General features: G+C 71.7%; 25 protein-coding genes. 14 read left to right on the forward strand and 11 right to left on the reverse strand.

Features of this window, described 5'->3' with window-relative positions; translation table 11 throughout:
• Nucleotides 1–67 precede the first annotated feature (67 nt).
• From ACWD0F_RS25680 to ACWD0F_RS25710, 7 genes are all read right to left on the reverse strand, one after another.
• Nucleotides 68–883: an MOSC domain-containing protein gene (locus tag ACWD0F_RS25680; RefSeq protein ID WP_449879509.1), complete on the reverse strand. Its 816-nt coding sequence runs from the start codon at nt 881–883 to the stop codon at nt 68–70.
• Nucleotides 880–2169, reverse strand: a complete 1290-nt coding sequence (locus ACWD0F_RS25685; RefSeq protein ID WP_449879511.1) for an MFS transporter — start codon at nt 2167–2169, stop codon at nt 880–882. Before ACWD0F_RS25685 ends, ACWD0F_RS25680 begins: the two co-directional genes overlap by 4 nt.
• A gap of 58 nt (nt 2170–2227) precedes the next feature.
• A complete protein-coding gene (locus ACWD0F_RS25690) occupies nt 2228–2800 on the reverse strand; it encodes a TetR/AcrR family transcriptional regulator (protein ID WP_449879513.1) in 573 nt (190 codons plus the stop codon).
• Nucleotides 2801–2843: 43 nt separating this feature from the next.
• Nucleotides 2844–4976 (reverse strand): protein kinase domain-containing protein, encoded by a 2133-nt coding sequence (locus ACWD0F_RS25695; RefSeq protein WP_449879515.1) that lies wholly within the window; start codon nt 4974–4976, stop codon nt 2844–2846.
• A 246-nt stretch (nt 4977–5222) separates the two neighbouring features.
• Nucleotides 5223–6599 (reverse strand): DUF1116 domain-containing protein, encoded by a 1377-nt coding sequence (locus tag ACWD0F_RS25700; RefSeq protein WP_449879517.1) that lies wholly within the window; start codon nt 6597–6599, stop codon nt 5223–5225.
• A gap of 55 nt (nt 6600–6654) precedes the next feature.
• Nucleotides 6655–7995: an FdrA family protein gene (locus ACWD0F_RS25705; RefSeq protein ID WP_449879519.1), complete on the reverse strand. Its 1341-nt coding sequence runs from the start codon at nt 7993–7995 to the stop codon at nt 6655–6657.
• Nucleotides 7992–8840: a DUF2877 domain-containing protein gene (locus tag ACWD0F_RS25710; RefSeq protein WP_449879521.1), complete on the reverse strand. Its 849-nt coding sequence runs from the start codon at nt 8838–8840 to the stop codon at nt 7992–7994. The genes ACWD0F_RS25705 and ACWD0F_RS25710 overlap by 4 nt, the downstream gene beginning before the upstream one ends.
• Before the next feature lie 130 nt (nt 8841–8970).
• Between ACWD0F_RS25710 and ACWD0F_RS25715 the strand changes: the two genes are divergently transcribed.
• From ACWD0F_RS25715 to ACWD0F_RS25760, 10 genes are all read left to right on the forward strand, one after another.
• Nucleotides 8971–10572, forward strand: a complete 1602-nt coding sequence (locus tag ACWD0F_RS25715) for a PucR family transcriptional regulator (protein WP_449879523.1) — start codon at nt 8971–8973, stop codon at nt 10570–10572.
• A gap of 11 nt (nt 10573–10583) precedes the next feature.
• Complete coding sequence (locus tag ACWD0F_RS25720) at nt 10584–10787, forward strand: RNA-binding S4 domain-containing protein (RefSeq protein ID WP_449879525.1); 204 nt, start codon at nt 10584–10586, stop codon at nt 10785–10787.
• A gap of 49 nt (nt 10788–10836) precedes the next feature.
• Complete coding sequence (locus ACWD0F_RS25725; protein WP_449879527.1) at nt 10837–12162, forward strand: uracil-xanthine permease family protein; 1326 nt, start codon at nt 10837–10839, stop codon at nt 12160–12162.
• 161 nt (nt 12163–12323) lie between these two features.
• Nucleotides 12324–13736, forward strand: a complete 1413-nt coding sequence (locus ACWD0F_RS25730) for a uracil-xanthine permease family protein (RefSeq protein WP_449879529.1) — start codon at nt 12324–12326, stop codon at nt 13734–13736.
• A complete protein-coding gene (locus ACWD0F_RS25735; protein WP_449879531.1) occupies nt 13733–14578 on the forward strand; it encodes an FAD binding domain-containing protein in 846 nt (281 codons plus the stop codon). Before ACWD0F_RS25730 ends, ACWD0F_RS25735 begins: the two co-directional genes overlap by 4 nt.
• The gene (locus ACWD0F_RS25740; RefSeq protein WP_449879533.1) at nt 14568–15047 is read left to right on the forward strand and encodes a (2Fe-2S)-binding protein; all 480 of its coding nucleotides are present in this window, start codon (nt 14568–14570) and stop codon (nt 15045–15047) included. Before ACWD0F_RS25735 ends, ACWD0F_RS25740 begins: the two co-directional genes overlap by 11 nt.
• Entirely contained in the window at nt 15044–17401 is a 2358-nt protein-coding gene (gene cutA / locus ACWD0F_RS25745; protein WP_449879535.1) for an aerobic carbon-monoxide dehydrogenase large subunit, read from the forward strand. The genes ACWD0F_RS25740 and cutA overlap by 4 nt, the downstream gene beginning before the upstream one ends.
• Nucleotides 17402–17410: 9 nt before the next feature.
• Nucleotides 17411–18418, forward strand: a complete 1008-nt coding sequence (locus ACWD0F_RS25750) for a leucine-rich repeat domain-containing protein (RefSeq protein WP_449879537.1) — start codon at nt 17411–17413, stop codon at nt 18416–18418.
• A 70-nt stretch (nt 18419–18488) separates the two neighbouring features.
• Nucleotides 18489–18890: a hypothetical protein gene (locus ACWD0F_RS25755; protein WP_449879539.1), complete on the forward strand. Its 402-nt coding sequence runs from the start codon at nt 18489–18491 to the stop codon at nt 18888–18890.
• Between the two features lie 46 nt (nt 18891–18936).
• On the forward strand, nt 18937–19356 hold the full coding sequence (locus tag ACWD0F_RS25760) for a hypothetical protein (RefSeq protein WP_449879541.1): 420 nt from the start codon (nt 18937–18939) through the stop codon (nt 19354–19356).
• Nucleotides 19357–19365: 9 nt separating this feature from the next.
• Here ACWD0F_RS25760 and ACWD0F_RS25765 read toward each other — a convergent pair whose 3' ends face one another.
• Nucleotides 19366–19989, reverse strand: coding sequence for a TetR/AcrR family transcriptional regulator (locus ACWD0F_RS25765; protein ID WP_449879543.1), 624 nt, complete (start codon nt 19987–19989; stop codon nt 19366–19368).
• A gap of 126 nt (nt 19990–20115) precedes the next feature.
• Here ACWD0F_RS25765 and ACWD0F_RS25770 point away from each other — a divergent pair, with 126 nt between their 5' ends.
• From ACWD0F_RS25770 to ACWD0F_RS25780, 3 genes are all read left to right on the forward strand, one after another.
• Nucleotides 20116–20850, forward strand: coding sequence for an SDR family NAD(P)-dependent oxidoreductase (locus tag ACWD0F_RS25770; protein WP_449879545.1), 735 nt, complete (start codon nt 20116–20118; stop codon nt 20848–20850).
• A 2-nt stretch (nt 20851–20852) separates the two neighbouring features.
• Nucleotides 20853–20981: a hypothetical protein gene (locus ACWD0F_RS25775; protein WP_449879547.1), complete on the forward strand. Its 129-nt coding sequence runs from the start codon at nt 20853–20855 to the stop codon at nt 20979–20981.
• Nucleotides 20982–21076: 95 nt separating this feature from the next.
• Nucleotides 21077–21694: an NADPH-dependent F420 reductase gene (locus ACWD0F_RS25780; protein WP_449879549.1), complete on the forward strand. Its 618-nt coding sequence runs from the start codon at nt 21077–21079 to the stop codon at nt 21692–21694.
• A 136-nt stretch (nt 21695–21830) separates the two neighbouring features.
• Here the strand turns inward: ACWD0F_RS25780 and cydB are convergent, their stop codons facing one another.
• From cydB to ACWD0F_RS25795, 3 genes are all read right to left on the reverse strand, one after another.
• On the reverse strand, nt 21831–22715 hold the full coding sequence (gene cydB, locus ACWD0F_RS25785; protein ID WP_449879551.1) for a cytochrome d ubiquinol oxidase subunit II: 885 nt from the start codon (nt 22713–22715) through the stop codon (nt 21831–21833).
• A 5-nt stretch (nt 22716–22720) separates the two neighbouring features.
• Complete coding sequence (locus tag ACWD0F_RS25790; protein WP_449879553.1) at nt 22721–24064, reverse strand: cytochrome ubiquinol oxidase subunit I; 1344 nt, start codon at nt 24062–24064, stop codon at nt 22721–22723.
• A 177-nt stretch (nt 24065–24241) separates the two neighbouring features.
• On the reverse strand, nt 24242–25153 hold the full coding sequence (locus tag ACWD0F_RS25795; protein WP_449879555.1) for a polysaccharide deacetylase family protein: 912 nt from the start codon (nt 25151–25153) through the stop codon (nt 24242–24244).
• Nucleotides 25154–25317: 164 nt separating this feature from the next.
• On the opposite strand from ACWD0F_RS25795, the gene ACWD0F_RS25800 reads away from it, so the two are divergent.
• On the forward strand, nt 25318–26055 hold the full coding sequence (locus tag ACWD0F_RS25800; protein ID WP_449879557.1) for an SRPBCC family protein: 738 nt from the start codon (nt 25318–25320) through the stop codon (nt 26053–26055).
• The last annotated feature ends 1 nt before the right edge of the window (nt 26056 follow it).

The raw sequence follows: 26056 nt of genomic DNA on the forward strand, positions 1-26056 counted from the left end.
GGTGAAGTCTCGCATAGTCCCCTACACCGCCCCAAAGGGGACAATCGCCGGTCCTGGCGGCGGGCTCTCAGAGCAGGACGACCGGATCTCCCTGGGTGATGCGGCCGGGCCCGTCCGGGATCAGATTGATGCCGAACCACACCTTCCCGTCCCACTTGCGGTGCCGGGCCAGCGTTCTGATGGGCTCCTTGCCCTTGGTGAAGGTGACGGGGTCGATCGTGGTGAGCACGCAGCGGTCGCAGCCCTTGGTCACGCGGAAGTCGACCTCCCCGATGCGCACCCGCTTCCACTCGTCCTCGGCGAACGGCGTGCCGGCCCCGTCGATCACCACGTTCGGCCGGAAACGGGTCATGGGCAGCGGCTCGGGCGCCTGCTCTCCGTGCTCCAGGGCGCCCTCGGCGATCCAGTCGTTCAGCCGGGCCAGCGAGGCGTTCGTGGTGAGCAGCAAGGGGTAGGCGTCGGCCAGGCTCACGCGGTCCTGCTCCCGGCCGTACGCCGGATCGACCGGGCGGCGGGTCGGGTCGTCGAGCCACTTGAGCCGGACCGGCTGCCCCGCCAGCTCCGACAACCAGCGAGCGGCGTCGTCCCCGCAGTCGGTGAGCTCCACCGGGGTGCCCCACACGCTGACCGTGGACCGCGTGCGGGCCGGGGTGACCCGCAGCGGGGCCGCGTCCGGGCCGGTGAGCGTCAGCGCGCCGCCGTCCAGCCGGGCGAGGCAGGCCAGCAGGCGCGGCTCCTCGCGGGCGGTGAGGATGTCGCCGCGCTGGTCGGTGATCAGGTAGCGGCGGTCTCCCGCCAGCCCCCACGGCTGCACCTCGGCGTCATGGACTTCGTGGCCCGCGGTCGACTTGACGGGGTAGAAATGGATGCTCGCCAGCTTCATACGGCCGACCGTATCTCACGGGTTTCCCGTGGTCGACGAACGGTCGGGCGCCTGCGGTGCAGGGTCGCGGAGAGGGCCACGGAGGCGAGGGCGAGCACGCCGATCGCGGCGCCGATCCAGGCGACCGACGGGTAACCGTGACCTGCCGCGATGGCCAGTCCGCCGAGCCAGGGGCCGGCGGTGATGCCGACGTTGAAGGCGGAGACGTTCAGGGCGGCGGCCAGCGTGGGGGCGTCCTTGGCGAGGGCGAAGACGCGGGTGTTGAGCGCGGGGTTGGTGGCGAAGCCGAACGCGCCGAGCAGGAAGATCAGCGTGATGGCCAGGGGCGGGATCGAGGCGGACAGGGCCAGGGCGGCCGAGGCGGCGATGAGGCCGGTGACTCCCGCGAACAGGGAGACGAACGGGCGCGCGTCGGCGCTCCTGCCGCCGATGGTGATGCCGATGAGGGAGCCGGCTCCGTAGAGGGCCAGGACGGCGGGGACCCAGGCGGAGTCCAGGCCCGTGGTGTCGACGAGCAGGACGCTGAGGTAGCTGAAGGAGGCCAGGAGGGCGCCGGTGGCCAGGGCGGTGGTGCCGAGCGAGAGCCAGAGCCGGGGGTTGGCCAGGGCACGCAGCTCGCCCGCCAGCCGCGGGGCGGCGGCCACCACGGGCCGGGACTCGCCATGGGACGGCGCGGGCGGGGACTCGCCATGGGACGGCGTGGCCGTCCCGGTCGCGGGTTCGCCGCCGTCCTGGGCGGGCCTGCCGCCGGGGACGGTGGTGAGGACGCCGACGGCGGCGAGGAGGGACATCGCGGTCACCGTCCAGAACGCGGCCCGCCAGCCGAGGTGCTGGCCGATGACCGTGCCGGCCGACAACCCGATGATGGTGGCCACGGTGAGCCCGCCCGCCAGGACGCTCATCGCCTTGCCACGGGCGTTCGCGGGCACGATGCCGATCACGGTGCTCGCCGCGACCGCCCAGAACCCGGCGTAGACGAACGCGCCGGCCACCCGGGTGGCGAACAGCACGCCGTAGCTGGACGTCAGCGCGCCGGCGACGTGCGTCGCGGCGAAGACGGCCATGAACGTGAGCAACGCCGTGCGGCGGGGCCAGCGCAGCGTCAGGACGGCCAGCACCGGCGCGCCCACCAGCATGCCCATCGCGAACGCCGAGATCAGCAGGCCCGCGTCCGGCACGGACACGCCGAGGTCGGCGGCCATCTCCGGGAGCAACCCGGCCAGCATGAGCTCAGAGGTGCCCTGAGCGAAGATCGAAAGGCCGAGCATGTAGACCGCCAAAGGCATGGCGGACCTCCTGTTCAGAATTTTAGATTGATCAGTTCAAAATATGGGCGCGAAAAAGTCAGAACACGCCCAGGGCGGTGTTCGCGATGTCTTCGAGGGTGGCCCGGTCGGCCCCGGCGCGGGCGGCCACCCGCAGGCCGCTGATGGTGGCGGCGACGAACCGGGCCAGGGCGCGGGGGTCCTTGCCGGAGTCGATCTCGCCACGGGCGCGGCCGGTCTCGATGGCCGACCGCACCATCGCCAGCCGCTTGTCGTTGTCGCGCCGCAGCAGCTCCGCGACCTCCGGGTCGCGCGGGCCCAGCTCGATCATCGCGTTGACCACCAGGCAGCCGGCCGGGTCGGCGGGGTCGGGCTCGACCGCCCACCACAACACGGTGCGCACCTTCTCCCTGACCGGCAGGTCGCCGTCCATCAGCTCGGCGAGCACGGTGTTGCGCTCGTCCATGTAGTGGCGCAGGGCCTTGGTGAACAGCTCGTGCTTGCTGGCGAAGGTGTTGTAGACGCTGCTGCGCCCGAGCCCGGTGGCCGCGCACAGGTCCTGCGTCGAGGTGGCCTCGTAGCCCGCGTCCCAGAACGCGCGCATGGCCGCCTCGACCGCCCGCTCCTCCTCGAACTTCCTCGGTCGCGCCATGCGGAGCACGCTAGCAGTTTTGGAACGAGTAGTTCAATACGGGTCAGGTGGTCTGCCGGAACGTGTTCAGGAAGACCTTGCGGGTCTGCGCCTGGTCGTCCCACGTGAGCTCGGGCAGATCGAACGTGATCCGGAACGCGCTGCGGTCGTCGACCGTGACGTATCTGGTCAGCGCGTGCATGGGGACGCCGTTGGCGGTGGTGTAGGTGTACTCCCAGTCGGCCGCCTGCCAGGCGCGGTAGGTCACGCCCTGCAACTGCACCTGGATGTAGCCCTCCACGCCGCCGTCGGCCTCCTGCCTGCTCAGCTCGGACAGCCCGCCGTCGGCCTGCGGCGCCGTCTGCTCGACGAGGATGCGCATGCCGGAGTCCTTCGGCCCGGTGAACGTGGCCTGCCCGCCCGACGTCGCCAGCTTCCAGGCAGCGGGCACGGCCGCGGCGAACCCGGCCGAGGTGTGCTCCACGAAGCCCTCGGGCGCCGGCGACGGCTCGGACTGCTCGGTCGTGGCGTCCGACGTGGCGGCGAGGGGACTGGGGACCGGCGGGGACGAGCCGCCCGTCAGGACGATCATCACGGCGCCCACGACGACGGCGATCGCGACGAGCGAGCTGATGATCGCGAGCGGGGTCGGACGGCCGTCGCGCAGCCACGGGCCGTCGTCCTCGTCGGTCCTGCGCCGGCTCGTGCCGGTGCGCGGCCGCGCGCTCGGCAGTGTGACCAGGCGGCTGCGGCCGTGGTGCATGTCGTGCGAGAGGTCGCGCGACTGCTCACGCAGGTCGTCGGCCGAGGCCAGCGGCCACGGGGTGACGGCGGCGGAGGAGGTGCGGCTGTCGGTGGTCAGGGGCAGGATGGGCTGGGGGTGCGGGCCGGAGGAGCTGTTCAGGTCGTCGTCGAGGTCGCTCATCATCCGGTGCGGGCCCGACGGGCCGCCGAACGCGTCGAACCCGCGCGGTGCCTGCGGCACTCCCGGCCCCTGCGGCACTCGCGACGCCTGCGGCACTCCCGGCCCCTGCGGCACTCCCGGCCCCTGCGGTGCCTGCGGCACCTGTGGCAACGGCAGTTGCGGCAGCTGGTCGGTCCGGTGGCTGCCCGACGGCGTCGAGAGCCCGTCGTAGGGCATCGAGTAGCCGCCTGACGGGCTGGTCAGCGGATCGTAGGGCACGCGTACGGGCCCCGAGGGCGTCTCCACGATCCGCGAGGGCATCGGCCCGGACGGGCTGCTCTCCAGCGGCGGCAGCGGCCGGGCGGGGGCCGGGCCGGGCTGGTTGGGCTGTGTCTCCGGTCGCGGACGGGCGGAGCCGTGCGCGCGCAGCACCGTCTCCAGCATCTCGATGACCTGGTCCGAGGTCAGCCGCTCGGCCGGGTTCTTGCGCAGCAGGCCCTCGATGACCGGCATCAGCGAGCCGGCCCGCTGCGGCCTGATCGGGTCCTGCGTGAGCACCGAGCCGAGCACCGCGACCGGGTCGGGCCCCTCGTACGGCGGCCGCCCCTCGACGGCGGCGTACAGCGTGGCCCCGAACGACCACAGATCGGCCGCCTGCGTGATCGACTGGCCGGACAGGCGCTCCGGCGGGATGTACGCAGGCGACCCCATGAGCAGCCCGGTCTGCGTGATCGTCACGTCGCCCTCGATGGCCGCGATGCCGAAGTCCGTCAGCACCACCCGGTCGGCGGTGAGCAGCACGTTGCCGGGCTTGATGTCGCGGTGCAGGATGCCGGCGGCGTGCGCGTGCCGGACCGCGTCGAGCACCCGGATGCCGATCTCGGCGGCCTGGATCACCGGCAGCGGCCCGCTCTGGCGGACGGCCTGCTCCAGCGACCACGCGCGGACCAGCTCCATCACGATCCACGGCCGGCCGTCCTCCTCGACCACGTCGTGGACGGTCACGATGCCGGGGTGCGTCAGCCGCGCGGCCGACCTGGCCTCGCGCAGCATGCGCCGGTGCGCGACCTGCTTGCCCGCGTGGTCCAGCCCGAACGGGAGGATCAGCTCCTTGACCGCCACGTCCCGGTCGAGCAGGACGTCATGGGCGTGCCACACCATGCCCATGCCACCCCTGCCGACCGGCGACATGAGGCGGTAACGCCTGCCGATCAGGCGGCCCTGGCTCTGCGAGGAGCCGCCCGCGGCACCCCCCTCCGGGCCGGGTCCGCTGAGCAAGCGGTCGGCTGCCATGCTCCCGCCCCCATTTCGCCTCATCCGTCGCGTGAGTCACCACGCTACTGGCAGATTGCCAGTGCGAAATCTGCGAAGCGCTGCCGTTTTCCGGTCATGGCCGGCCAGGACCGTGGATGCGGCAGTCGGATGAGCAGGTTTCTCGCTGGCTAGAGGTTCGTTACGATATCGGCGGTGAATCCATGTGTGAAGGTTATACAGCCTTACATCCAGCCTGACGTGCTGATATGTCAGTATTCAAATTGATCACTTACAAAAATCCGCTAGTGCCAGCAATGCGGTCGTGAACGCCTCTACGGGGGGTTTGACCAGACCGGCTCCTACTTGTCCCGTTCCTGCGATACGCCCCGCAATGCCGGTGTTGACGACCGGCAAGATCCCGGTGCGGGCCACGAGAGTGACGTCGATTCCGACCGGTGTGCCGCGGAAACCGAGCCCGGGAATCTGGTAGGCGGGATGCTCGGCGAGGGTGATCTCGTACATGGATCGGGTGGCCCGCACCGCGTCCGCCACCTCGCCCCCCACGAACCGCACGATGGCCGGAGCCGCCGCCATCGCGAACCCGCCCAGCCCCGACGTCTCCGTGATCGTGGAGTCGCCGATGTCCGGGTTGGCGTCCCCGGGACCGTACGAACCCAGGTAGAGCCCGTCGGGCACCCCGGCGGGGCCGGTGAACCAGCGCCCCCCGAGCCCCGACACCTGCACGCCGAAGTCGGTGCCGTTCCGCGCCATGGCCACCACCAGCGACGAGCCGGGCACGTCGCGGGCCGCGTCCGTGCTCACCTTGGCCGCGGCCATGCCGGCGTTCAGGAAGAAGTGGTCGTTGCCGTTGATGAAGCGCAGCACCTCGGCGGCGGCGCCGGGAGCTGCCTCGACGATCTCGGGGGCCAGCTCGCGCAGCAGCAGCGAGGTGGCCGCCCGGTTGCGGTTGTGCAGCTCGTCGCCCATCTGCAGCGCCTGCGCCATCAGCGAGCGCAGGTCGATGGGGCCCGCGCGCTCGACCGCCGCCGCCAGGGCCGGGCCGAGCACCCGGTCCATCCAGCGCAGCCGCTCCAGCACCTCGGGCCCGTACGCGCCGTAGCGCAGCACCTTGCCCAGGCCCTCGTTCAGCGAGCAGTAGGCGACCCCGCCGTGCTCGCCGTCGCGTACCTCGAACAACCACATGGACGGGCTCACCACGCCCGCCATCGGGCCCACGGTCGCGTGCCCGTGACACGGCGCCAGCGCGATCTCGCCCGCCGCGAGCCGGCGCCCGGCGTCGTGTTCGTCGCCGGCCAGGCCCTCCAGCAGCATCGCGCCGATGAGCGCGCCGCGCATCGGGCCCGACGCGCGCTCCCACGTGATGGGGGGACCGGCGTGCAGGAACGTCCCCTCCGCCAGCACCTCCGACGCCCGCCGCACCGCCGCCAGGTAGGGCCGCGCGGCGGTCAGCCGGCCCACGGCCAGCTCGTTGGCGGCCTGCCTGCGCGGGTCGGCGAGCACCTTCGCCAGCGCGCCGGCGGTGCCGGGCAGCGGCGGCCGCCAGGACACGGGGACCGTCGGCACGGCCTGCGCCCTGAGCGCCTCGTCGAGCGCGCCCGCGCCGACCGTGATGACGCGGGACGGGGTGGTGAGCAGAGTCACAGCAGGCTCCTGGCGTGACGGGCCGCCTGGGCGTCCGAGGTGAACGCGGCCGGGGTCACAGCAGGCTCCTGGCGTGCCGGGCCGCTTGGGCGTTCGAGGTGAAGACGGCCGCTCCCGCCGCGCGGAAGGCGGCGGCCTGGCGGTGCGGGTCCTGGGGGTCGGCCGCGGTGCCGATCAGGGCGATCACGACCGTGGCCGGCGTGCGGGCGACGGCCGGCACCAGCGAGGCGGCGGGGTCGGGGTCGGCGCCGTGGCCCAGGACGACGTCCATGAGCACCACGTCCGTGTCCCCGGCACGGGCGAGCGCCTCCACGCGCAGGGTCGGGTCGATCATCGGATGCGCCCGGCCCCTGGTGTAGGCGTCGTCGCCGTAGTCGACGAAGTCGCCGCGACCGGCGATCATGGCGGCCTCGGCGCAGAGCGTCCCGCCGGAGTAGAGACCTCTGATCGTGCTCCGCCGCTCGCCGCGCAGGGCGCCCGGCCACGACGGCCATGCGGGCACGGGCCTGCGCAGCGCGCGCAGCACCTGCTCCGCCGCCTGCGTCAGGTCGGGCGCGCCCTCCGCCAGCAGGGCCGTCACCACCGGCGTGCGCGACTTCGCCACGGCCTCCTCGACCACCCGCGCCACCTCCGGGGCGGCCGGCTTGGAGACGAGCACGATCAGCTCGGTGGCCGGGTCCTCGTCGAGCAGGCGCAGGGCCCGCAGCGCCGACAGGCCCCCGACCTCGGCCGACAGGTCCCTGCCGCCCACGCCGAGCACGTGGCTGACGCCCACGCCCGCCCAGTCGAGCAGGCACGTCACCTGCTGGGCGCCCGTGCCCGACGCGGCGACCACGCCGACGGGGCCGGGACCGAGGACGTTGGCGAAGCCCAGCCCCGCGCCGCCGATCGCGGCGGTGCCGCAGTCGGGGCCCATGACCAGGACGTCCCTGGTCTCGGCCAGCTCCTTCAGCCGCCGTTCCTGGTCGAGGGGGACGCCGTCGCTGAAGATCATGACGGGCAGCCCCGCCTCGATGGCGTCCAGGGCCTCGAAGAAGGCGTACTCGCCCGGGGTCGAGACGAGGACGAGGTCGGCGGGCGTCCTGGCGGCCGAGCGGGTGGTCAGCGGCGGCTGCTCGGCCGCGTCCCCGGAGGGCTCGGCGGCCGTCAGCCGCCGGTCGGCCTCCTCGGCCGCCGCCTTGGTGTCGTGGGCCCGCACGGCTATCACGAGGTCGCCCGGGCCTGCCTCGGGCGCGGCGAAGCCCAGGTCCCGCAGGAGGGAGAGGTTGAGCTCCGTCGCCATGGCGACCATGGCCGCCGTCACGCCCGGCATCTCGGACAGCACGCGGCTGATCCGCATGAGGGCGACCGAATCGTGGTAGGCGCCTTTCCGTACCAGGACGAGGTCGTCCGTCACCGGGTCCCGCCCAGGGAGAGGACGGAGGCCAGGCCGATGGCGACGCCCTGGGCGAGGTCGGAGCCCGAGGTGTGGCCGAGGCGGTACAGGCGGCGCAGCGCCGGTTCGAGCGCCTGCCGGCCGGCGATGGCGCGCAGCACCGCGCTCACCTCGGGGCTGGCCTCGCCTCTGGCGGCGCAGTGCAGCAACGTGGCGGAGATCGGCGTCGTCCGCGTGCGCGCGTCGAACGTGACGGTGGCCCCCAGCCAGTCGGCCAGGTGGCAGGCCCGCTCCACGCCCGCCGCCGCGCCCAGGTGCCGCAGCGTCACCAGCAGCCCGGCCAGCACGTCGTCGCCGCTGGGCGTGAGCCCCGGGCCCAGCCCCACGAGCTGCTCCGCCGCCGTCACCGCGCCCAGCAGCCAGCCCTTGGCGCAACTGTCGGCGAGCAGCGTGATGGCGCCGTTGCCGGCCAGGCCGGGCTCCGGCGGCTCGCCCAGCCGCGCCCGCGCGAGAATCGCCGGATCGACCGCGCCGAGCGGCGGGGACGGGTCCCACCAGCGGCGCACGCTCAGGCTCAGCGGGCCCAGGTCGATCACGCGGTCGCCCACCCAGGCGTCGTCACCCACGGTGAGCCGGGGCAGCGGGCCGGCGACCAGCAGCGAGTTGGGCAGCCGGGTGGCGTCGCCGGTGATGACGGCGAGCACCGACGGCTCCAGCTCGGTCCTGACCTCCAGGTACAGCCCGGCGGGGAACGAGGCGAGGACACGGGCGGGCCGTTTGGGGGCGTCCAGGACAGGGCGCACCGCCGTGCTCGCCGCGCCCGAGACATGGACGCGGGTACGCCGCGCGTGAATACTGACGGTCACCGGACCTCCCAACCGACCTTGGACCTGACCGTAGAACGGGCCGGGAACCCTCCGTACGGGTAAATTTGCCAACAGTCAGCGGGAAGGTTGGCTCTTCCTGACAGACCGCTTCTCGGGTCACAATCTCCCCATGGAGCCCCCCGTCCGTCTCGCCAGCACCGGAACGATCATCCACGGGGTGTCCGTCGGCGAGGTGCTCGGCGTGTCGACCCTGGCGGACGCCCGGCTGATCGCCGGGGAGAGCGGTCTCGGCCGCATCGTGCAGCGGCTCAACGTCATGGAGGTGCCCGACATCCTGGCCTGGGTCAAGCCGCACGAGCTGCTGCTGACCACCGGCTACCCGCTGCGCAACACGCCGCAGTCGCTCGGGCGGCTGGTGGCCGACCTGGACGAGCGCGGGCTGGCCGCGCTGGCCATCAAGCTCGGGCGCTACGTCGACGAGCTGCCCGACGAGATGGTCGAGCAGGCGGACCGGCTCGGCTTCCCCCTCATCCTGCTGCCCAACGACGTCGGCTTCGACGACATACTCAACCAGGTGCTGACCGACATACTCAACCGGCAGGCCGCCGTGCTGGCCCGCGCCGAGGAGGCGCACCGGGCGCTGGTCCAGGTGGTGCTGAACGGCGGCGGGCTGGGCGAGGTCACCGCCGAGGTGGCGCAGCTCCTCGACGTGTCGGTGGCGGCCGTGGACGGCTCCGGCCGCGTCCTGGCCACCGCCGGGGACGCCGACCACGTCGGCGTCCTGCGCGAGTCGATCGCCCGTGAGGGCCCGCCCCGCACGCCCGTGACCGGGCGGACCCGGTCGTTCGCCTCGGTGCCCGTGCTCGCCGGCGGCCACCACCACGGCCGCATCGTCGCCTACAGCGCGTCGGGGGCGATCAGGGACAGCGACGTCGGCATCCTCGAACGCGCGGCCACCGTCGCCGCCCTCGTCGTCACCCGGCAGGAGGCGGTCAACGCCGTCGAGAGCAAATACCGCGCCGACTTCCTGCGCGACGTGCTCACCGGCCGGGCCGGCACCGCCGAGCGGATCACGGCCAGGGCCAGGGCGTTCGGCTGGGACCTGGCGCGGCCGGTGACCGTGCTGGTGGCCGAGCTCGACCCGGACGGCGACGAGCGCAGCGCGCAGGACCGCCTCGTCGCCTGCTGGACGGCGGCGCTGCGGCGCCACGATCCGCGCGGGGCGGTGGCGGGCTTCTCCCACGAGGTGGTGGCCGTGGTCGACGCCTCGATCGACGCCGGCCGGCTGGCCAAGGACGCGGCCTCCGGCTTCGCCGACGTGCCGCCCGCGACCTTCTCGACCGGGACGTCCCGGCCGAGCCCGGGGGCGGAGCAGCTGCCGGAGGCGTACTCGCAGGCGCTGAAGGCGGCCAGGGTGGGGCGCCAGCTCCACGGGCCCGGGGCGGTGGCCCACTTCGACCAGCTCGGCGTCTACCGGCTGCTGTCGCTGGTCAACGACACCGACGAGCTGCACGCCTTCGTCCGCGAGACGCTCGGGCCGCTGGCCCTCGACGAGGACGCCGAGAACGCCGACCTGCGGCGCACGCTGCAGGTGCTCCTGGAGACCAACCTGAACGTGGCCGAGACCGCGCGCCGGCTGCACTTCCACTACAACACCCTGCGCTACCGCATCGGCAAGCTGGAGCGGCTGCTGGGCAACTTCACCGACGACCCGCACCTGCGCCTCAACCTGACGCTGGCCCTGCACGTGTTGCGCATGCGGGGGATCTAGGGTGGGGTGTTGTGGATTTCGAACTTCGCTCCGAGTACATCCCGCTGTGTGACCTGCTCAAATATTGCGGCATCACCGACACGGGCGGCATGGCCAAGCAGCTGATCGCCGAGGGCATGGTGCTGGTCGACGGCGAGGTGGAGCTGCGGAAGAGGGCCAAGATCCGCGCCGGGCAGGTGGTCAGCGGGGAGGGGTTCTCGATCCAGGTCGGGTGACCCCCTAGTGTGCTCTCCGACATGCTGTAGGAGAGGCGCGGGGTGGCACGTGGCGTTCGGGTGGCGGTTGCACGGTGACGGGAAGCATCTGACGCCCGGTGAGGTGGTCAAGCCGGACGAGCGGCTGAGCTGGCCCCGGATGGTCGGGATCGGGGCGCAGCACGTCATCACGATGTTCGGGGCGACGTTCGTCTTCCCCCTGGTCATGGGGCTCGACGCGAACCTGGCCGTGATGATGTCCGGCGTGGCGACGATCCTGTTCCTGCTGATCGTGAAGGGGAAGATCCCCAGCTACGTGGGGTCCAGCGCGTCCTTCGTCGGCGCCGTCGTGGCGATCAGGGCGGCCGGCGGGGGCGACGCGACCGTGACCGGGGCGCTGCTCGTCGTCGGCGTCGTGCTGGCGCTGTGCGGGCTGCTCATCCACCGGCTGGGCGTGCGGGTCATCCACAAGGTCTTCCCGCCGATCGTCACCGGCGCGGTGGTGATGCTGATCGGCTTCGGGATGGCCTACGTGGCGGCCGACGTCTACTGGCCGCAGGACCCGTGGGTGGCGCTGCTGACGATGGCGGCCACGATCGTCTTCGTCGGGGTGTTGCGGGGGTTCCTGGGCCGGATCGGCGTGCTGCTCGGGCTGCTCTTCGGCTTCGTGTCGTCCTGGGTGTGGGACCTGACCGGCGGCAAGATCATGGCGCCCGACGGCAGCGGGCGGACCACCGAGCACTTCAGGGTGAACCTCGACGGGGTCGCCCAGGCCGACTGGATCGGGCTGCCCGCGCTGCACGGGCCCGTCTTCGAGGTCTCCGCCATCGTGCTGGTGCTGCCCGTGGTGATCGCCCTGATCGCGGAGAACATCGGGCACGTCAAGGCCGTCGGGGAGATGACCGGGGCCGACGTGGACGGCTACATGGGGCGCGCCGTGCTCGCCGACGGCGTCGGCACCGTGGTGGCCACGTCCGTCGGCGGCTCGGCCACCACGACGTACGCGGAGAACATCGGCGTGATGGCCGCGACCAGGGTCTACTCCACGGCCGCCTACTACATCGCGGCCGTCATCGCGATCCTGTTCGGGCTGAGCCCGAAGTTCGGCGCGCTCATCGCCGCGACCCCGGGCGGCGTGCTGGGCGGGGTCACGACCATCCTGTACGGCATGATCGGCCTGCTCGGCGCCAAGATCTGGCTGGAGAACCGGGTGGACCTCGCCGACCCCGTCAACCTGGTGCCCACCGGGGCGGCGATCATCTGCGCCATCGGCCCCGTGGCCTTCCCGATCACCGGCACCTTCGCGCTGAGCGGGATCGCCCTCGGCACGATCGTGTTGCTGCTCGGATACCACCTCCTGCGGGTCACCCGGGGCAAGGAGCGGGCCGTCCGCTAGCCCGCACACGGCGGCACACCGGAATGTGCGCGAGCTTCTCTCTGGTGGGGAGCGCAGATTTGGCAGATCATGCCCGTGTAGAGGCGTGCCATCGGGCCTAATGTGCCCGCAACGGAACGCGACTCCGGCCCAGCGAAAGGCCCGGTACAAGAGGGGCTGCCATGGTTTTCGGATGGACCAAACACGGTGACGGCAGGCATCTGGCTCCCGGAGAGGTGGTCAGGCCCGACGAGCGGCTGAGCTGGCCTCGCATGGTGGGGTTCGGGGCGCAGCACGTCATCGCGATGTTCGGCGCGACGTTCGTCTTCCCCCTGGTCATGGGGCTGGATCCGAACGTCGCCGTGATGATGTCCGGGGTCGCGACGATCCTGTTCCTGCTCATCGTGAAGGGCAAGGTGCCCAGCTATCTGGGCACCAGCGCGTCCTTCGTCGGCGGGGTGTTCGCCATCAGGGCGGCGGCGGGCGGTGACACGGCGGGCGCGGACGCGATCGTGACGGGCGCCATCCTGGTCGCCGGTCTCGTGCTGGCGCTGGCCGGGCTGGCCATCCACTTCCTCGGCGTGCAGATCATCCACCGCGTCTTCCCGCCCGTGGTCACCGGCGCGGTGGTGATGCTGATCGGGTTCGGGCTGGCGTTCGTGGTGGCGGACGTCTACTGGCCGCAGGACCACTGGGTCGCGCTGGTCACGATGCTCGTCACGTTCGTGGTGATCGTGCTGTTCAAGGGGTTCATCGGGCGGATCGGCATCCTGGTCGGGCTGGTGGCCGGGTTCGTGTTGTCCTGGGTGCTCGACCGGACGGCCGGGCAGATCACCTCCGTGCTGCCCGGCGCCAACCTGCGGGACGCGGCCGGGGCGGCCTGCCCGGCGGAGGGCACGTACTGCGTGGCCACCGCGTTCCCGCACGACCGGGTCGGCTTCGGCTCGGTGGCCGACGCGCCCTGGTTCGGCCTGCCGAGCTTCCACGCGCCCGACTTCAAGACCTCCGCCGTGCTGCTGGTGCTGCCCGCGGTCATCGCGCTCATCGCGGAGAACATTGGGCATGTCAAAGCCGTGGGGGAGATGACGAAGACGGACGTGGACCCGTACGTCGGGCGCGCGGTGGTGGCCGACGGCGTGGCCACGGTGGTGACCAGCGCGGTCGGCGGATCGCCCACGACGACGTACGCCGAGAACATCGGCGTGATGGCCGCGACCAAGGTCTACTCGACGGCCGCCTACTACATCGCCGGGGTCATCGCGATCCTGTTCGGGCTCTGCCCCAAGTTCGGCGCGCTGGTCGCGGCCACGCCGGGCGGCGTGCTCGGCGGCGTGACCGTCATCCTCTACGGGATGATCGGCCTGCTCGGCGCGAAGATCTGGATCGAGAACCGGGTGGATTTCGCCGACCCGGTCAACATGGTGCCGGTCGGCGCGGGCATCATTCTGGCCATCGGACCCGTGAGCCACTTCATCGGCGGCGACTTCACCCTTGAGGGGATCGCGCTCGGCACCATCGTGGTGCTGGGCGGATACCACCTGCTGCGCGCCATCGCCGGGAGATCCCCCGAACCGGCCAGGAGCGAGGCCGGGTGAAGCCGCCCCCGTTCGAGTACCACGCGCCCCGCGACGTGGGCGCGGCGCTGCGGATCCTCGCGGAGGTCCGCGGCAAGGTGCTGGCCGGGGGGCAGAGCCTGATCCCGCTGCTCAACATGCGGCTCGTGGCCCCCGGGCACCTCATCGACATCAACCGCCTGACGTCGCTGGCCACGATCGAGCACACGGGTGCGGGCGTCCGCGTCGGGGCGCTGGTCAGGCACTCCGGGGCGGAGCGCTCCCTGGCCCATCCGCTGCTCACGCGGGCGCTCAAGCTGGTCGCCCATCCCGTGATCAGGAACCGGGGGACGGTCGTGGGCAGCCTGGTGCACGCCGACCCCGCAGCCGAGTTGCCGGCCGTGCTGGCGGTGCTGGGCGGCTCGGTGCGGGTGGCGCGCTGGGACGGGGGCGCGCAGGTGACGCGGGAGGTGGCCGCCGCCGACTTCTTCGCGGGGCCGATGGAGTCGGTGGTCCAGCCGGGCGAGCTGGCCGTGTCGGCCTTCTTCCCGGCCCTGGGGGCGCGCACCGGAGCCGCCTTCGAGGAGGTGGCGCGCCGGCACGGCGACTACGCGCTGGCCGGCGTCTGCGCCGTCGTCACGCTGGACGGGGACGGGCGGGTGAGCGCGGCCAGGCTCGCCTGCGCCGGCGTCGGTCCCGTGCCGGTCGTCGTGGACGTGAGCGGCGCGGGCGACCGGGCCTCGGCGGCGCGGGCCGCGCAGGAGGCGATCGACCCCGAGGGCGACATCCACGCCTCGGCCGCCTACCGCCGCCACCTGGTGGGCGTGCTGGCCGAGCGGGCGCTGCGGAACGCGGCCAGGGAGGCGGAAACCGGTGGAGCATGACATCACGCTCGTGGTGAACGGCACGGCCAGGCGCGTCCGCGTGCCCGCCCGGCGGCTGCTGTCCGACTGCCTGCGCCACGACCTGGGCCTCACCGGCACCCACGTCGGCTGCGAGCACGGCGTCTGCGGGTGCTGCACGGTGCTGCTCGACGGCGAGCCGGTGCGCTCGTGCCTGACGTTCGCCGTCACCGTGGACGAGCGCGAGATCACCACCGTGGAGGGGCTGGCGCCCGGCGGGGGCGGCCTGTCGGCGGTGCAGCGGGCCTTCGCCGAGTGCCACGGGCTGCAGTGCGGGTTCTGCACGCCGGGGTTCCTGTGCACGGTGACGGCGCTGCTGAAGGACAATCCGGCGCCCACCGACGAGGAGGTGCTGGAGGGCATCTCCGGCAACCTGTGCCGCTGCACCGGCTACCAGAACATCGCCAAGGCCGTGCACCGGGCCGCCGAGCTGCTGGCGGAGGAAGCATGACGACGAGGTTGTTCGGAGAGCCCGTGCAGCGGCGGGAGGACGCCAGGCTGCTCACCGGCCAGGGCCGCTTCCTCGACGACCTGGGCCCCGATGCCCTGGCCGCCGCGTTCGTGCGCTCGCCGCACGCGCACGCCCGCATCCGCGACATCGAGGTGGCCGCGGCCCTCGACGTCGAAGGGCTGGTCGCCATCTACACCTGGGAGGACCTGCCCGAGCGGGTCGGCCGGGCGCTGCCGCTGCTGATCCCGCATCCCGCGCTCACTCACGGCCGCACCGCCTACCCGCTGGCCAGGGACGTCGTCAGGCACGTGGGCGAGCCGGTGGTGATGGTCGTGGCCGCCGACAGGTACGCGGCCGAGGACGCCTGCGCGCTCATCGAGGTCGACTACGAGCCGCTCAAGCCGGTCGTCGGCCTGGAGGAGGCCGTGCAGGGCGCCCAGCTCGTGCACGAGGACGTGCCGGGCAACGTCGGAGCCCACCTCGTCCAGGAGGTCGCGGACGCCGGCGGGCGCGGAGCCGGGCAGTGCGTCGAGGCCGCGCCGCACACCCTCGCCTTCCGGCTCGACATCGAGCGCAGCGCCGCCATGCCGCTGGAGGGGCGCGGCGTGTACGCCCGCTGGGACGGCAGGGACCTGCGCGTCTACTCCAGCACCCAGACCTCCACCAGCGTCCGGATGGCCGTCGCCGCCGCGCTGAGCCTGCCGCTGCCGCAGGTCGAGGTGATCGCGCCCGACGTGGGCGGCGGGTTCGGGGTGAAGATCGTGCACCCGTGGCCCGAGGAGGTGCTGGTGCCGTGGGCGGCGATGACGCTCGGCCGCGAGATCAAGTGGGCGGAGGACCGCAGGGAGCACTTCATCGCCTCCGCGCACGAGCGCGCCCAGGTGCAGCACGTCCGGGTCGGCTTCGACGACGACGGGCGGGTCCTCGGGCTCGACGTGAACATCCTGCACGACCACGGCGCCTACACGCCGTACGGGATCATCGTGCCGATCGTGACCTCCACCCAGTTGCTGGGGCCGTACAAGATCGGGGCCTACCGGGTCGAGTTCAGCGCCGTCTACACCAACACCGTGCAGGTCACGCCCTACCGGGGCGCCGGCCGGCCGCAGGGCGTGTTCTGCATGGAGCGGACCATGGACAAGATCGCCCGCTATCTGGGCAAGGATCGCACGGAGGTGCGCGCGGTCAACTTCATCGGGCCCGGCGAGTTCCCGTACGACCAGGGGATGACCTTCCAGGACGGCCGGCCGCTGATCTACGACAGCGGCGACTATCCCGAGATGCTCCGCATGCTCAAGGAGCTGATCGGCTGGGACGAGCACGTCAAGACGCCCGGCAGGGGGATCGGGCTCGGCTGTTACGTCGAGGGCACCGGCGTGGGGCCCTACGAGGGCGGGCACGTGCAGATCACCTCCGACGGGCGGGTGCACGTCTCCACCGGGCTCACCTCCCAGGGGCAGGGGCACGAGACGGTGTTCGCCCAGATCGCCGCGACCGAGCTGGGCGTGCCCATCGAGCGCGTCAGCGTGGTCACCGGCGACACCCGCAGGTTCGGCTACGCCGTGGGCACCTTCGCCTCCCGCGCGGCCGTCGTCAGCGGCAACGCCATCGCGCTGGCCTGCCGGAAGGTGCGCGAGAAGGCGCTGCGCATCGCCGCCGGCGCGCTGGAGGCCGATCCCGCCGACCTCGACATCGCCGACGGCCTGGTGCACGTGGCCGGATCGCCGCACGCCTCCATCCCGCTGTCCACCGTGGCGGTCCTGGCCAACCCGCTGCGCTACGCCTTCGACGACGAGACCGCCAAGGCCACCCAGTTCGCCGCCGCCGCGGACCCCGACCGGCCGCCCATCGCGGAGGGCGAGGAGCCGGGGCTGGAGGGGCGCGACTACTACTCGCCGATCAGGTCCACGTTCGCGGCGGGCATGCACGCGGCCATCGTGGAGACGGACCCGGAGACCGCCGAGATCAAGGTGCTGCGTTACGCCGTCGTGCACGACTGCGGCCGGCTCATCAACCCCATGATCGTGGAGGGGCAGATCCACGGGGGAGTGGCGCAGGGCATCGGCGGGGCGCTCTACGAGCGCATGGTGTACGACCCGCACGGCCAGCTCGTGAACGCCTCGTTCATGGACTTCCTGATGCCGTACGCGACCGAGGTCCCGCACGTCGAGACCGCCCACCTGGAGACGCCCTCCCCCCTCAACCCCCTCGGCGTCAAGGGCGCCGGTGAGGCCGGCGTGATCCCCGTCTCGGCGGTGATCGCCTCGGCCGTCGAGGACGCGGAGGGCATCGACATCGACCGCATGCCCATCTCCCCGTCCGAGCTCTTCGAGCTGCGCGCCCGCCTGGCATGATCTGACTCCATGCGCGCCCCCGCGGCGGGACTGACCGCCTTCCCAGCCGTCCCCGACGACGTCCGGGTGATCGACCTGGCCTGGAACGAGATCAGCGAGGTCCCCGCCCGGGTGGCCGGGCTGACCTCGCTGGAAGAGCTCAGGCTCGACGGCAACCGCCTGCGCGCGCTGCCCGACCTCTCGGGCCTCACCGCCCTGCGGGCGCTGCACCTCGACGGCAACGCGCTCACGTCCGTCCCGCGCTGCCCGCCGGGGCTGGCGGAGCTCTTCCTGTACGGCAACCGCGTCGCGGCGCTGCCCGACCGTCTGAGCCCCGGCCTGCGGCACCTGGCGGCCGGCGGCAACGGCCTGACCGGCGTCCCGGCCGCGCTGTGGGAGCTGACCGGCCTGGAGTCGCTCAACCTGGCCGAGAACGCGCTCACCGAGGTGCCCCCGGCCATCGGCGGCCTGACCCGGCTGCGCCTGCTCGACCTGGGGCACAACCGGCTCACCAGCGTCCCGCCGGAGCTCGGCGACCTCGGCCTCACCGACTACCTCTACCTGAGCGACAACCGGTTCACCGAGGTCCCGGAGGCGATCGGGCGGTTGTCCCGGCTGGCCTACCTCAACCTCACCGACAACCGGCTGGCCCGCCTGCCCGAGTCCCTCGGCGGGATGGCCGCGCTGGTGGAGCTGCGGCTGTACGGCAACCGGCTGGAGGCGCTGCCCGAGTCGATCGGCGGGCTGCGCGCGCTGCGGGAGCTGCACGTCCAGGGCAACCGGCTGACCCGGCTGCCCGCGGGCATCGCGGACCTCGGTGAGCTGCGCGTGCTCGACCTGCGGAACAACCAGGTGCGCGAGCTGCCGGAAACCCTGCCTGCCGGGCTCCGGCAGCTCGACCTGCGGAACAACCGGCTGCGGGAGCTGCCGCGCCGGCTGCCGCCGCTGGACAAACTGGACCTGCGGTGGAACAAGCTCGACGGCGAGCCCGAGGTGCTGGAACGGCTGCGCGAGCGCGGCTGCCTCATCCTGCGCTGAACCGGGGCCGTCCGCGCTGAACCGCGGCCGGTGGGGCTGCGTACCTCCGCACATGACGACATTTCCACGCTTGGCCGCTTTCGCGCTGCTGGCCGGGCTGGTCGCCGGATGCTCCTCAGGGGGCTGGGGCGACTACGTCGCAGCAGGTCAGAGCCAGCAGCCAGCCCCGCCCCTCACCGTCGAGCAGTTGTCCGCCAAGATCGGCTGCACGCCGAAGCTGCAGGTCGAGGCCACCGAGCTGCGCACGGCGTACTGCAAGACCGTCGACGGAGAGTACTTCGTCAACACCTTCGCCAGCGAGAAGCTCAAGGACGAGTGGATGGACCGGGCGCCGGAGTACAACCCGCACCTGGTCGGCCCGCGATGGACGGTCCTGGGCCCGCTCAAGGTGCTGGAGGCGCTGAAGGAGCGGCTCAACGGCGACCTGCACCTGATGGACCACCGGGTGTCGCCGAAGCCGAGCTCTAACTAACCGTTATGAGTCGAACCGCGGCCGGTGGGGCTGCGTACCTCCGCACATGACGACATTTCCACGTCTGGCCGCTTTCGCGCTGCTGGCCGGGCTGGTCGCCGCCTGCTCCTCAGGGAGCGGGGGCGACTACGTCGCAGCGGGGAAAGACCAGCAGAACGCGGCACCGCTCACCGTCGAGCAGCTCTCCGCCAAGGTCGGCTGCACCCCCCGGATGCAGGTGGACGCCACCGACATCCGCACCGGTTACTGCAAGACCACCGACGGGGAGTTCTTCGTCTCCACCTTCGTCACCCAGGCGGGCAAGGACGCCTGGATGGACGCGGCCCCGGAGTACAACCCGCACCTGGTCGGCAGGCTCTGGACGGTGTTGTCCAGCAAGAAGGTGCTCGATCTGCTCAAGGAGCGGCTCGGCGGGGATCTGCACCTGACCGACCACCGTACGAAGAAGATGGAGGTCGTCGGCTGAGCTTCCGCCTCAAAGGCCGGACGACGTGGTGTCAGTCCTTCTTGAAGAGGCGCCGGCCGGTGCCGCTGCCGTGGGGATGGCGTTGTCGACGAGGACGGCTGCGATGGCGGCGGCGGTGGTGAACGCTTCGGTGTCGAGGACCCGGCTGCGGGCCGAGGCGCCGTCCAGGAGCAGCGCCAGTTGCTCGCCGAGCTGTTCGGGGTTGGTGGCGCCGGCCTCGCGGGCGGTATCGGTGAGCCGGGCGGCAAAGCCTTTTTTGTAGTTGCGGGCGTATACGCGTGCCGGGTGGCCCGGGTCGGGGATCTCGACGGCCGCCGCGATGAAGGGACACAGGGGCGCGTGCACCTCGAACGCGGCGAGGAGTCGTTCGCGAGGTGTGAGGTCGGTGCGGTCGAACACTTCGGGCAGGATGTCGGGATCGAATCGGCGCAGGCATTCGGCGATCAGCTCGTCCTTGCCGGTGAAGTGCTGGTAAAGCGTGCGCTTGGACACCTCGGCCACCGCGCAGAGCTGGTCCATGCCGGTGCAGTTGATGCCTTGATCGCGGAACAGTTGTTGTGACGCGCTGAGGATGCGCTCTCGTGCGCCCCTGCCGCGGCGCAGGCCTCGCGGCCCCTTCTCCAACTCTGTCACACGGCCCAGCGTAGCCCACTTCGGTACCGGTCGGTGTGCATAGCTTGCACCTCGCGCGACTGTTCGCTACGTTAAGTACGCAGATCGGTGTACCTAACATCGGCGCGGCAGGTGAATGGAGTGGTCGTGGGAAAGCTCGATGGCAAGGTTGCGGTGATCACCGGCGCGACAAGTGGGATGGCGCTGGCCGGTGCGAAGTTGTTCGTTGACGAAGGAGCTCACGTCTTCATTTCGGGCCGGCGGAAGGACGTGCTGGACGAAGCCGTCAAGCTGATCGGCCGGAACGTTACCGGCGTGCAGGGCGATTCGGCCGACCTCGATGATCTGGACCGTCTGTTCGAGACGGTCAAGCGGGAAAAGGGCACGGTCGACGTGTTGTGGGCAAGTGCTGGGACGGGCGAGCAGGGCAGGCTCGGCGAGATCACCGAGAAGCAGTTCGATGCCGCCTTCTCGCTGAACGCGCGCGGCACGCTGTTCACGGTCCAGAAGGCGCTGCCGCTGTTCAACGATGGAGGCTCGATCATCATGACCGGGTCGAACGCGTCGCTCCGGGGCTACCCCGATTGGAGTGTGTACGCGGCGAGCAAGGCCGTGCTGCCCGCCTACGCACGGGTGTGGGTGGCCGAGTTGAGGGACAGGAGGATCCGGGTGAACGTGCTGACCCCCGGCCAGGTCGCCTCGCCGACCATGGAGGGGGTGATGGACGAGCAGATGAAGGCGCAGTTCGAATCCGTGATCCCGCGGCGAGAGATGGGCCGCCCTGAGGAGATCGCGTCGGTCGCGTTGTTCCTCGCCTCGGACGACTCGAGCTACGTCAATGGCATGGAGCTGGTTGCCGACGGCGGCACCACAGTGATCTGAGCGTGTCGCCGGTGGTCGTCAGCGCCGCGCCGCGCAGGCCGGGCGCCCGGCTCCACCACGAGGCCGGCCGGCCCGACCACGAGGCCGGCCGGCCCGAGCCCGTCGACCAGGTCGTCAGCGGGCCGATCTGACACCTGGGCGCCGGCGAACCTTCGACACCCCGGCCCAGCACGCCGGCAAGACCCCCACGACCAACTGATCCATGCACAACGAGGGAACACACGTCATGACCACCATCAGCATCATCGGCTCGGGCAACATGGCCACCGCCATCGGCACCCGGGCGGCGAAGCACGGCCACACCATCGAGCTCATGAGCCGCAACACCGCCAAGGCTCAGGCGCTCGCCGACCAGATCGGCAACGGAGCCACCGTCGGCACGTTCGGCGCAAGGCCGGCGGGTGACATCGTCATCGTGGCCGTCCTGTACACCGGCGCGGTTGAAGTGGTCGCGCACTACGGCGATGCGCTGGCCGGCAAGGTCCTCGTCGACATCACCAACCCGTTCAACGCCGACGTAAGCGGGCTCGTGACCACCGCGGGCAACTCGGTGTCCCAGCAGATCGCCGCCGCCGCTCCCGAGGGCGCGCACGTCGTGAAGGCATTCAATTCGATCTTCCGCGGCGTCCTCGCTGAAGACAAGCCCCTGGATGTGTTCTTCGCCGGCGACAGCGCCGAGGCGAAGGCACGTGTCGCGGCGTTTCTGGAGAGCTTGGACATGCGGGCCCTCGACGCAGGAGGACTTGAGATGGCCTACGCCCTGGAATGGGCCGGCATCCTCCTGGTGGGCCTGGCACGCAACGGCGCCGGCTTCGACGTCGCCTTGGGCGCCGAGATCCGCTGAAGATTCCCTCCAGGAGTGAACATGGCCACGGTGGTTCGCTCCACGAGCCGATCGATGACGAGGCCACGGCTTCAGCTCCTCGTGGGAGAGATGGGGGAGCAGCCGGCCGCTCACGACGGTCGCGGCGCCCGACGGCTCAGGCGGTCACCTGAACGCGCTTCCTGAACACCCAGTACGTCCACCCCTGGTAGGCCAGGACGAACGGCAGCGCGATCAGCCCGATCCAGCTCAGCATCGTCAGCGTGTACGCCCCCGAGGCGGCCCCGGCCAGCGTGAGACCCGGCAGCGGGCGCACGCGCAGCTCCATGAAGACCGCCAGCGTCGCCAGCACGATGGCCCCCGCCGTGGCCGCGAACGCCCAGCCCTCCCTGCGCCGCCAGATCAGCGCCGGCGCCGCGGCCAGGGCCGCCATGGAGGCCAGCGCGGGGATGGTGCCCAGGCCGGACAGGGCGGCCACGGCCACGGGGACGGCGACCGCGCTCAGGGCCAGGGCCACCACCCGAGCCCGGCGGCGGACCGGGCCCGTGGTCTTCAGCGCCAGGAACACCGCGCCGTGCAGGGCGGAGACGGCCAGCGTGAACGAGCCGCCGAGCAGGGCGGCGGTCGCGCCGCCGAACACCATGTCGGCGAAGACCGCGCCCCACAGGAAGGCCGGCAGCACGCTGCCCACCACGATCCCCACGTCGCACCGACGCGGATCCCGCACCTTGCCACGCCACTCCAGGCCGACACCGCGCACGATCAGGCCCACCAGGATCAGCGTGACCTGCAGGTAGAAGGCACTGAACATGCCCGCGTACCAGGCGGGGAAGGCGGCGAACATGGCGCCGACGGCGGTGATCAGCCACACCTCGTTGCCGTCCCAGACCGGGCCGATGGTCTGCAGGCTCGCGCGCTGCTCCCCGGCGTTCCGGCTCACGAGGGGCGCCAGCATGCCGACGCCGAAGTCGAAGCCCTCCAGCACGAAGTAGCCGGTCCAGAGGAAGGCGATGATGACGAACCAGAGATCGATCATGGTCATTTCCCTCAGTACATCAGCGACGGTTCGCGCTGTTCCGTCGCGGGAACGGGTTGGGGCTCCTCGACGCCCGTGCGGACGTGCCGGCTCAGCAGCACGGTCTCGGCCACCGCCAGCCCGCCGTAGAGCAGCGTGAAGACCGTCAGCGAGATGGCGACCTCCGTCAGGCTCACGCCCGGGGACACACTGGCGGCGGTCAGCAGCTCGCCCGCGACCGTCCACGGCTGGCGGCCGATCTCGCTGAGCAGCCAGCCGGCGATCACCGCGAGCAGCGGCAGCGGCAGGGCCGCCAGCAGCGCCCGCGACAACCACCTGGGGAACTCCCGCCTCCTGCGGGTCAGCCAGAGGCCGAGCACCGACAGGCCCACCGTGGTCAGGCCGAAGACGATCATCACCCGGAACGACCAGAAGACGATCGTCTGGTCCGGCCGGTAGTCGCCGGGGCCGAACTGCCGCTCGAAGCGGCGCTGCAGGTCCTCGGTGCCCTGGATCGTGGCGTCGAGTTCGTGGGTGGACAGGAAGCTGAGCACGTTCGGGATCTCGATGCCGGGGACCACGCTGAACGCCGCGCCCGCGGTGTCGTGCTCCAGGCCCTCGGCGGAGGCCAGCTTCATGGGCTGCTGCTCGTACATGAGCCTGGCGGAGGTGTCGCCGGTGGCCGCGACGACCACGCCCGCGATCGCCGTCATCACCAGCGCGGCCCTGGCGGCGCTGCGCCACATGGGGGCGTGCTCCTTGAGCAGCCAGTAGCCGCACACGGCCAGCACGAAGCCGCCCGCCACGACGAACGCCGCGCCGATCACGTGGGGGACCTGGGCCAGCGCCGTGGAGTTGGTCAGCACGGCCCACAGGTCGGTCATCCTGGCCTTGCCGTCGACGACCTCGTAGCCGACGGGGTGCTTCATCCAGGCGTTCGCCGCAAGGATGAAATATGCCGACAAATTAGAGCCAATGGCGGCCGCCCAGATGCACGCCAGGTGCACCTTCTTCGGCAGCCGCTCCCAACCGAAGATCCACAGGCCCAGAAACGTGGACTCCATGAAGAACGCCAGCAGCGCCTCCATGGCCAGTGGCGCGCCGAAGACGTCGCCGACGAACGTGGAGTATTCGCTCCAGTTCATCCCGAACTGGAACTCCTGCACGATGCCGGTGACCACGCCCATGGCGAAGTTGATCAGGAAGAGTTTCCCGAAGAACTTCGTCAGCTTCAGATACTGCTCTTTTCCCGTACGGTGCCAGGCCGTCTGCAGGCCGGCCACGAAGATGCCCAGACCGATGGTCAAGGGCACGAACAGAAAGTGGTAGACGGTGGTCACCCCGAACTGCCACCGCGCCAGGTCTAGTGCGTCCATCTTCCCCGTCGTCTCCCCTGAGCTCTACACGTCGTAGTTTATCTACTTGCAGTAGTACTACAGGTTGTAGAGCAATGGGATGCGACCTTGGTCACATCCCTGTGCTCGGTCGTGCCGTACACCCGAGAATGCCGCCGGGGAAGGGGGTCCGGCGTCCCCCGCCGGGCTGATGGGCCGCTACGCCGCGGGGCGGACCTTCGGCCGGGCGGCGTCCAGGTAGGCCTGGAGATTGCCCAGCTCGTACCCTCTGCGCTTGATCTTGGCGACGAGGACGCGGAAGTCCCTGGCCAGGTTGGGGCGGAAGTGGAGGAGCAGGATGTCGCCGGGGCGGAGCCGCTTGTCGGGCACCTGGTAGGCGATCTTGCCGCCCGGCTGGACGGTGGCCGTCCAGAGCAGGACCGTCGTCAGGCCGCAGCTCTTGGCGGCCTTGAGCGTGTCGGTGTTGTAGTTGCCGAACGGCGGCCTGAAGAGCGTGGGCGCGGTGCCGAGCTGCTTGCCGATGACCTTCGACGAGCCGCAGATCTCGCGGCGCTGGGCGTCGTGGCCGAGGAGGCGGAGGTTGGGGTGGGTGAGGGTGTGGTTCTCGACGGGGACGCCGGCCTCGCGTAGCTCACGGAAATATCCCCATTTGCCGGAGCCGACGTAGCGGTTGACGCCGCCGGCCGCGTCGGGGGTGCCCTTGGCCTCCACGGCGTCGCGCATCGCGAAGGCGGTGACGGGGATGCGCTGGTCGCGGATCTGGCGGACGAAGCCGGGGTCCTGCTCCCAGCCGTCGTCGATGGTGAGGAAGACGACCTTGCGCTTGGTGGGGATGGAGCTGATCACGGGCGGGAGGTCGCCGTCGTGCCGGATCGGGCGGACCTCCCCCTTGCGCGGCACGGCGCCGGGCGGGCCCTGCGGCCTGGGGGTGGACCGGGGGGTGGGGGACTGCGCGGCGGGGGTGGTGGCCTGGGCCAGGCCGGCCGTCCCGGCGGGGGCGCAGGCGACGGCGAGCGCCAGCACGGCCGTCACGCCGGTCAGGCGCATCGTGGTGCTCACGCCGGTCAGGCGCACCGGGGTCGCGCCGGCCGGGCGCATCGTGGTGCTCACGCCGGTCAGGCGCACCGGGGCCGTCGCGGGTCTGCTGGATGCCGTTCGTGTGCTTCGCCCCCTGCGCATGGGGCACCATCTTGCCATTCTTGATCGGCGGCGGTCCTGGCTCTGGCAGGTGTTGCTCTTATCCGGCCGCTTCCGGGCTGCTTAGAGTGGCTCGCATGAAGGTGGCGGGCAGCGCCGTGATCGGCGTGCAGAGGGACCGGGTGTGGGCGGCGCTCCAGGATCCGGCGGTGCTCGTGCGCACCATCCCGGGGTGCGAACGGCTGGAGGAGACGGCGGCGGACACGTACAAGATGACCGTTCAGGCCGGGGTCGCCTCCATCAAGGGCGTCTACCAGGGGGAGGTCGCGCTGACCGATCCGCTGGCGCCCGAGAGCTTCACGCTCAAGGCCCGTGGCCAGGGGGCGCCGGGGACGGTGGACGCCACCGTCGTGGTGCGGCTGAGCGAGGTCGACGGCGGGACCCGGGTGGACTACGACGCCGACGCGGTGATCGGCGGGGTGATCGGCGGGGTGGGGCAGCGCATGCTGGGCTCGGTGGCCAAGCGGACGGCGGGGGAGTTCTTCGCGGCCGTCGACGGCCACCTGCGCGCCGGCCCCTCCGGCTCCGGCGAAGGGGTGGTGGCCGCCGGGGCACCGGGGCTCGCGGGCGTGGATGCGTCCGGTGCGGTCCCGGGTGGTGCGGTCGCCGGCGTCGCGGCGGGCGGGGTCGCCCCCGCGTGGCCGGTCGGCGCCGTGGAGGGAGCGGTGGGGGGAGCGGTCTTCGAGCGGCCTCAGGAGCCGCACACGCGGACCCGGCCGTGGGTGATGCTGGCGTCGTTCGGGATGGGAGCGGGGGTCGCGCTGGCCGGCGTCGCCGTCGGATGGCTCCTCGGGCGTGGCGGCCGGCGGCCCTGAT

The organism is Nonomuraea sp. NPDC002799 (genome assembly GCF_053592075.1).

Excerpts from the sequence above, each read along its gene's own strand:
- ACWD0F_RS25790 (WP_449879553.1), bottom strand. The coding sequence starts at position 24,064 with ATGGACGCACTAGACCTGGCGCGGTGGCAGTTCGGGGTGACCACCGTC.
- ACWD0F_RS25715 (WP_449879523.1), top strand. The coding sequence starts at position 8,971 with ATGGAGCCCCCCGTCCGTCTCGCCAGCACCGGAACGATCATCCACGGG.
- cydB (WP_449879551.1), bottom strand. The coding sequence starts at position 22,715 with ATGACCATGATCGATCTCTGGTTCGTCATCATCGCCTTCCTCTGGACC.
- ACWD0F_RS25760 (WP_449879541.1), top strand. The coding sequence starts at position 18,937 with ATGACGACATTTCCACGTCTGGCCGCTTTCGCGCTGCTGGCCGGGCTG.
- ACWD0F_RS25680 (WP_449879509.1), bottom strand. The coding sequence starts at position 883 with ATGAAGCTGGCGAGCATCCATTTCTACCCCGTCAAGTCGACCGCGGGC.
- ACWD0F_RS25690 (WP_449879513.1), bottom strand. The coding sequence starts at position 2,800 with ATGGCGCGACCGAGGAAGTTCGAGGAGGAGCGGGCGGTCGAGGCGGCC.
- ACWD0F_RS25695 (WP_449879515.1), bottom strand. The coding sequence starts at position 4,976 with ATGGCAGCCGACCGCTTGCTCAGCGGACCCGGCCCGGAGGGGGGTGCC.
- cutA (WP_449879535.1), top strand. The coding sequence starts at position 15,044 with ATGACGACGAGGTTGTTCGGAGAGCCCGTGCAGCGGCGGGAGGACGCC.
- ACWD0F_RS25750 (WP_449879537.1), top strand. The coding sequence starts at position 17,411 with ATGCGCGCCCCCGCGGCGGGACTGACCGCCTTCCCAGCCGTCCCCGAC.
- ACWD0F_RS25800 (WP_449879557.1), top strand. The coding sequence starts at position 25,318 with ATGAAGGTGGCGGGCAGCGCCGTGATCGGCGTGCAGAGGGACCGGGTG.
- ACWD0F_RS25685 (WP_449879511.1), bottom strand. The coding sequence starts at position 2,169 with ATGCCTTTGGCGGTCTACATGCTCGGCCTTTCGATCTTCGCTCAGGGC.
- ACWD0F_RS25730 (WP_449879529.1), top strand. The coding sequence starts at position 12,324 with ATGGTTTTCGGATGGACCAAACACGGTGACGGCAGGCATCTGGCTCCC.
- ACWD0F_RS25780 (WP_449879549.1), top strand. The coding sequence starts at position 21,077 with ATGACCACCATCAGCATCATCGGCTCGGGCAACATGGCCACCGCCATC.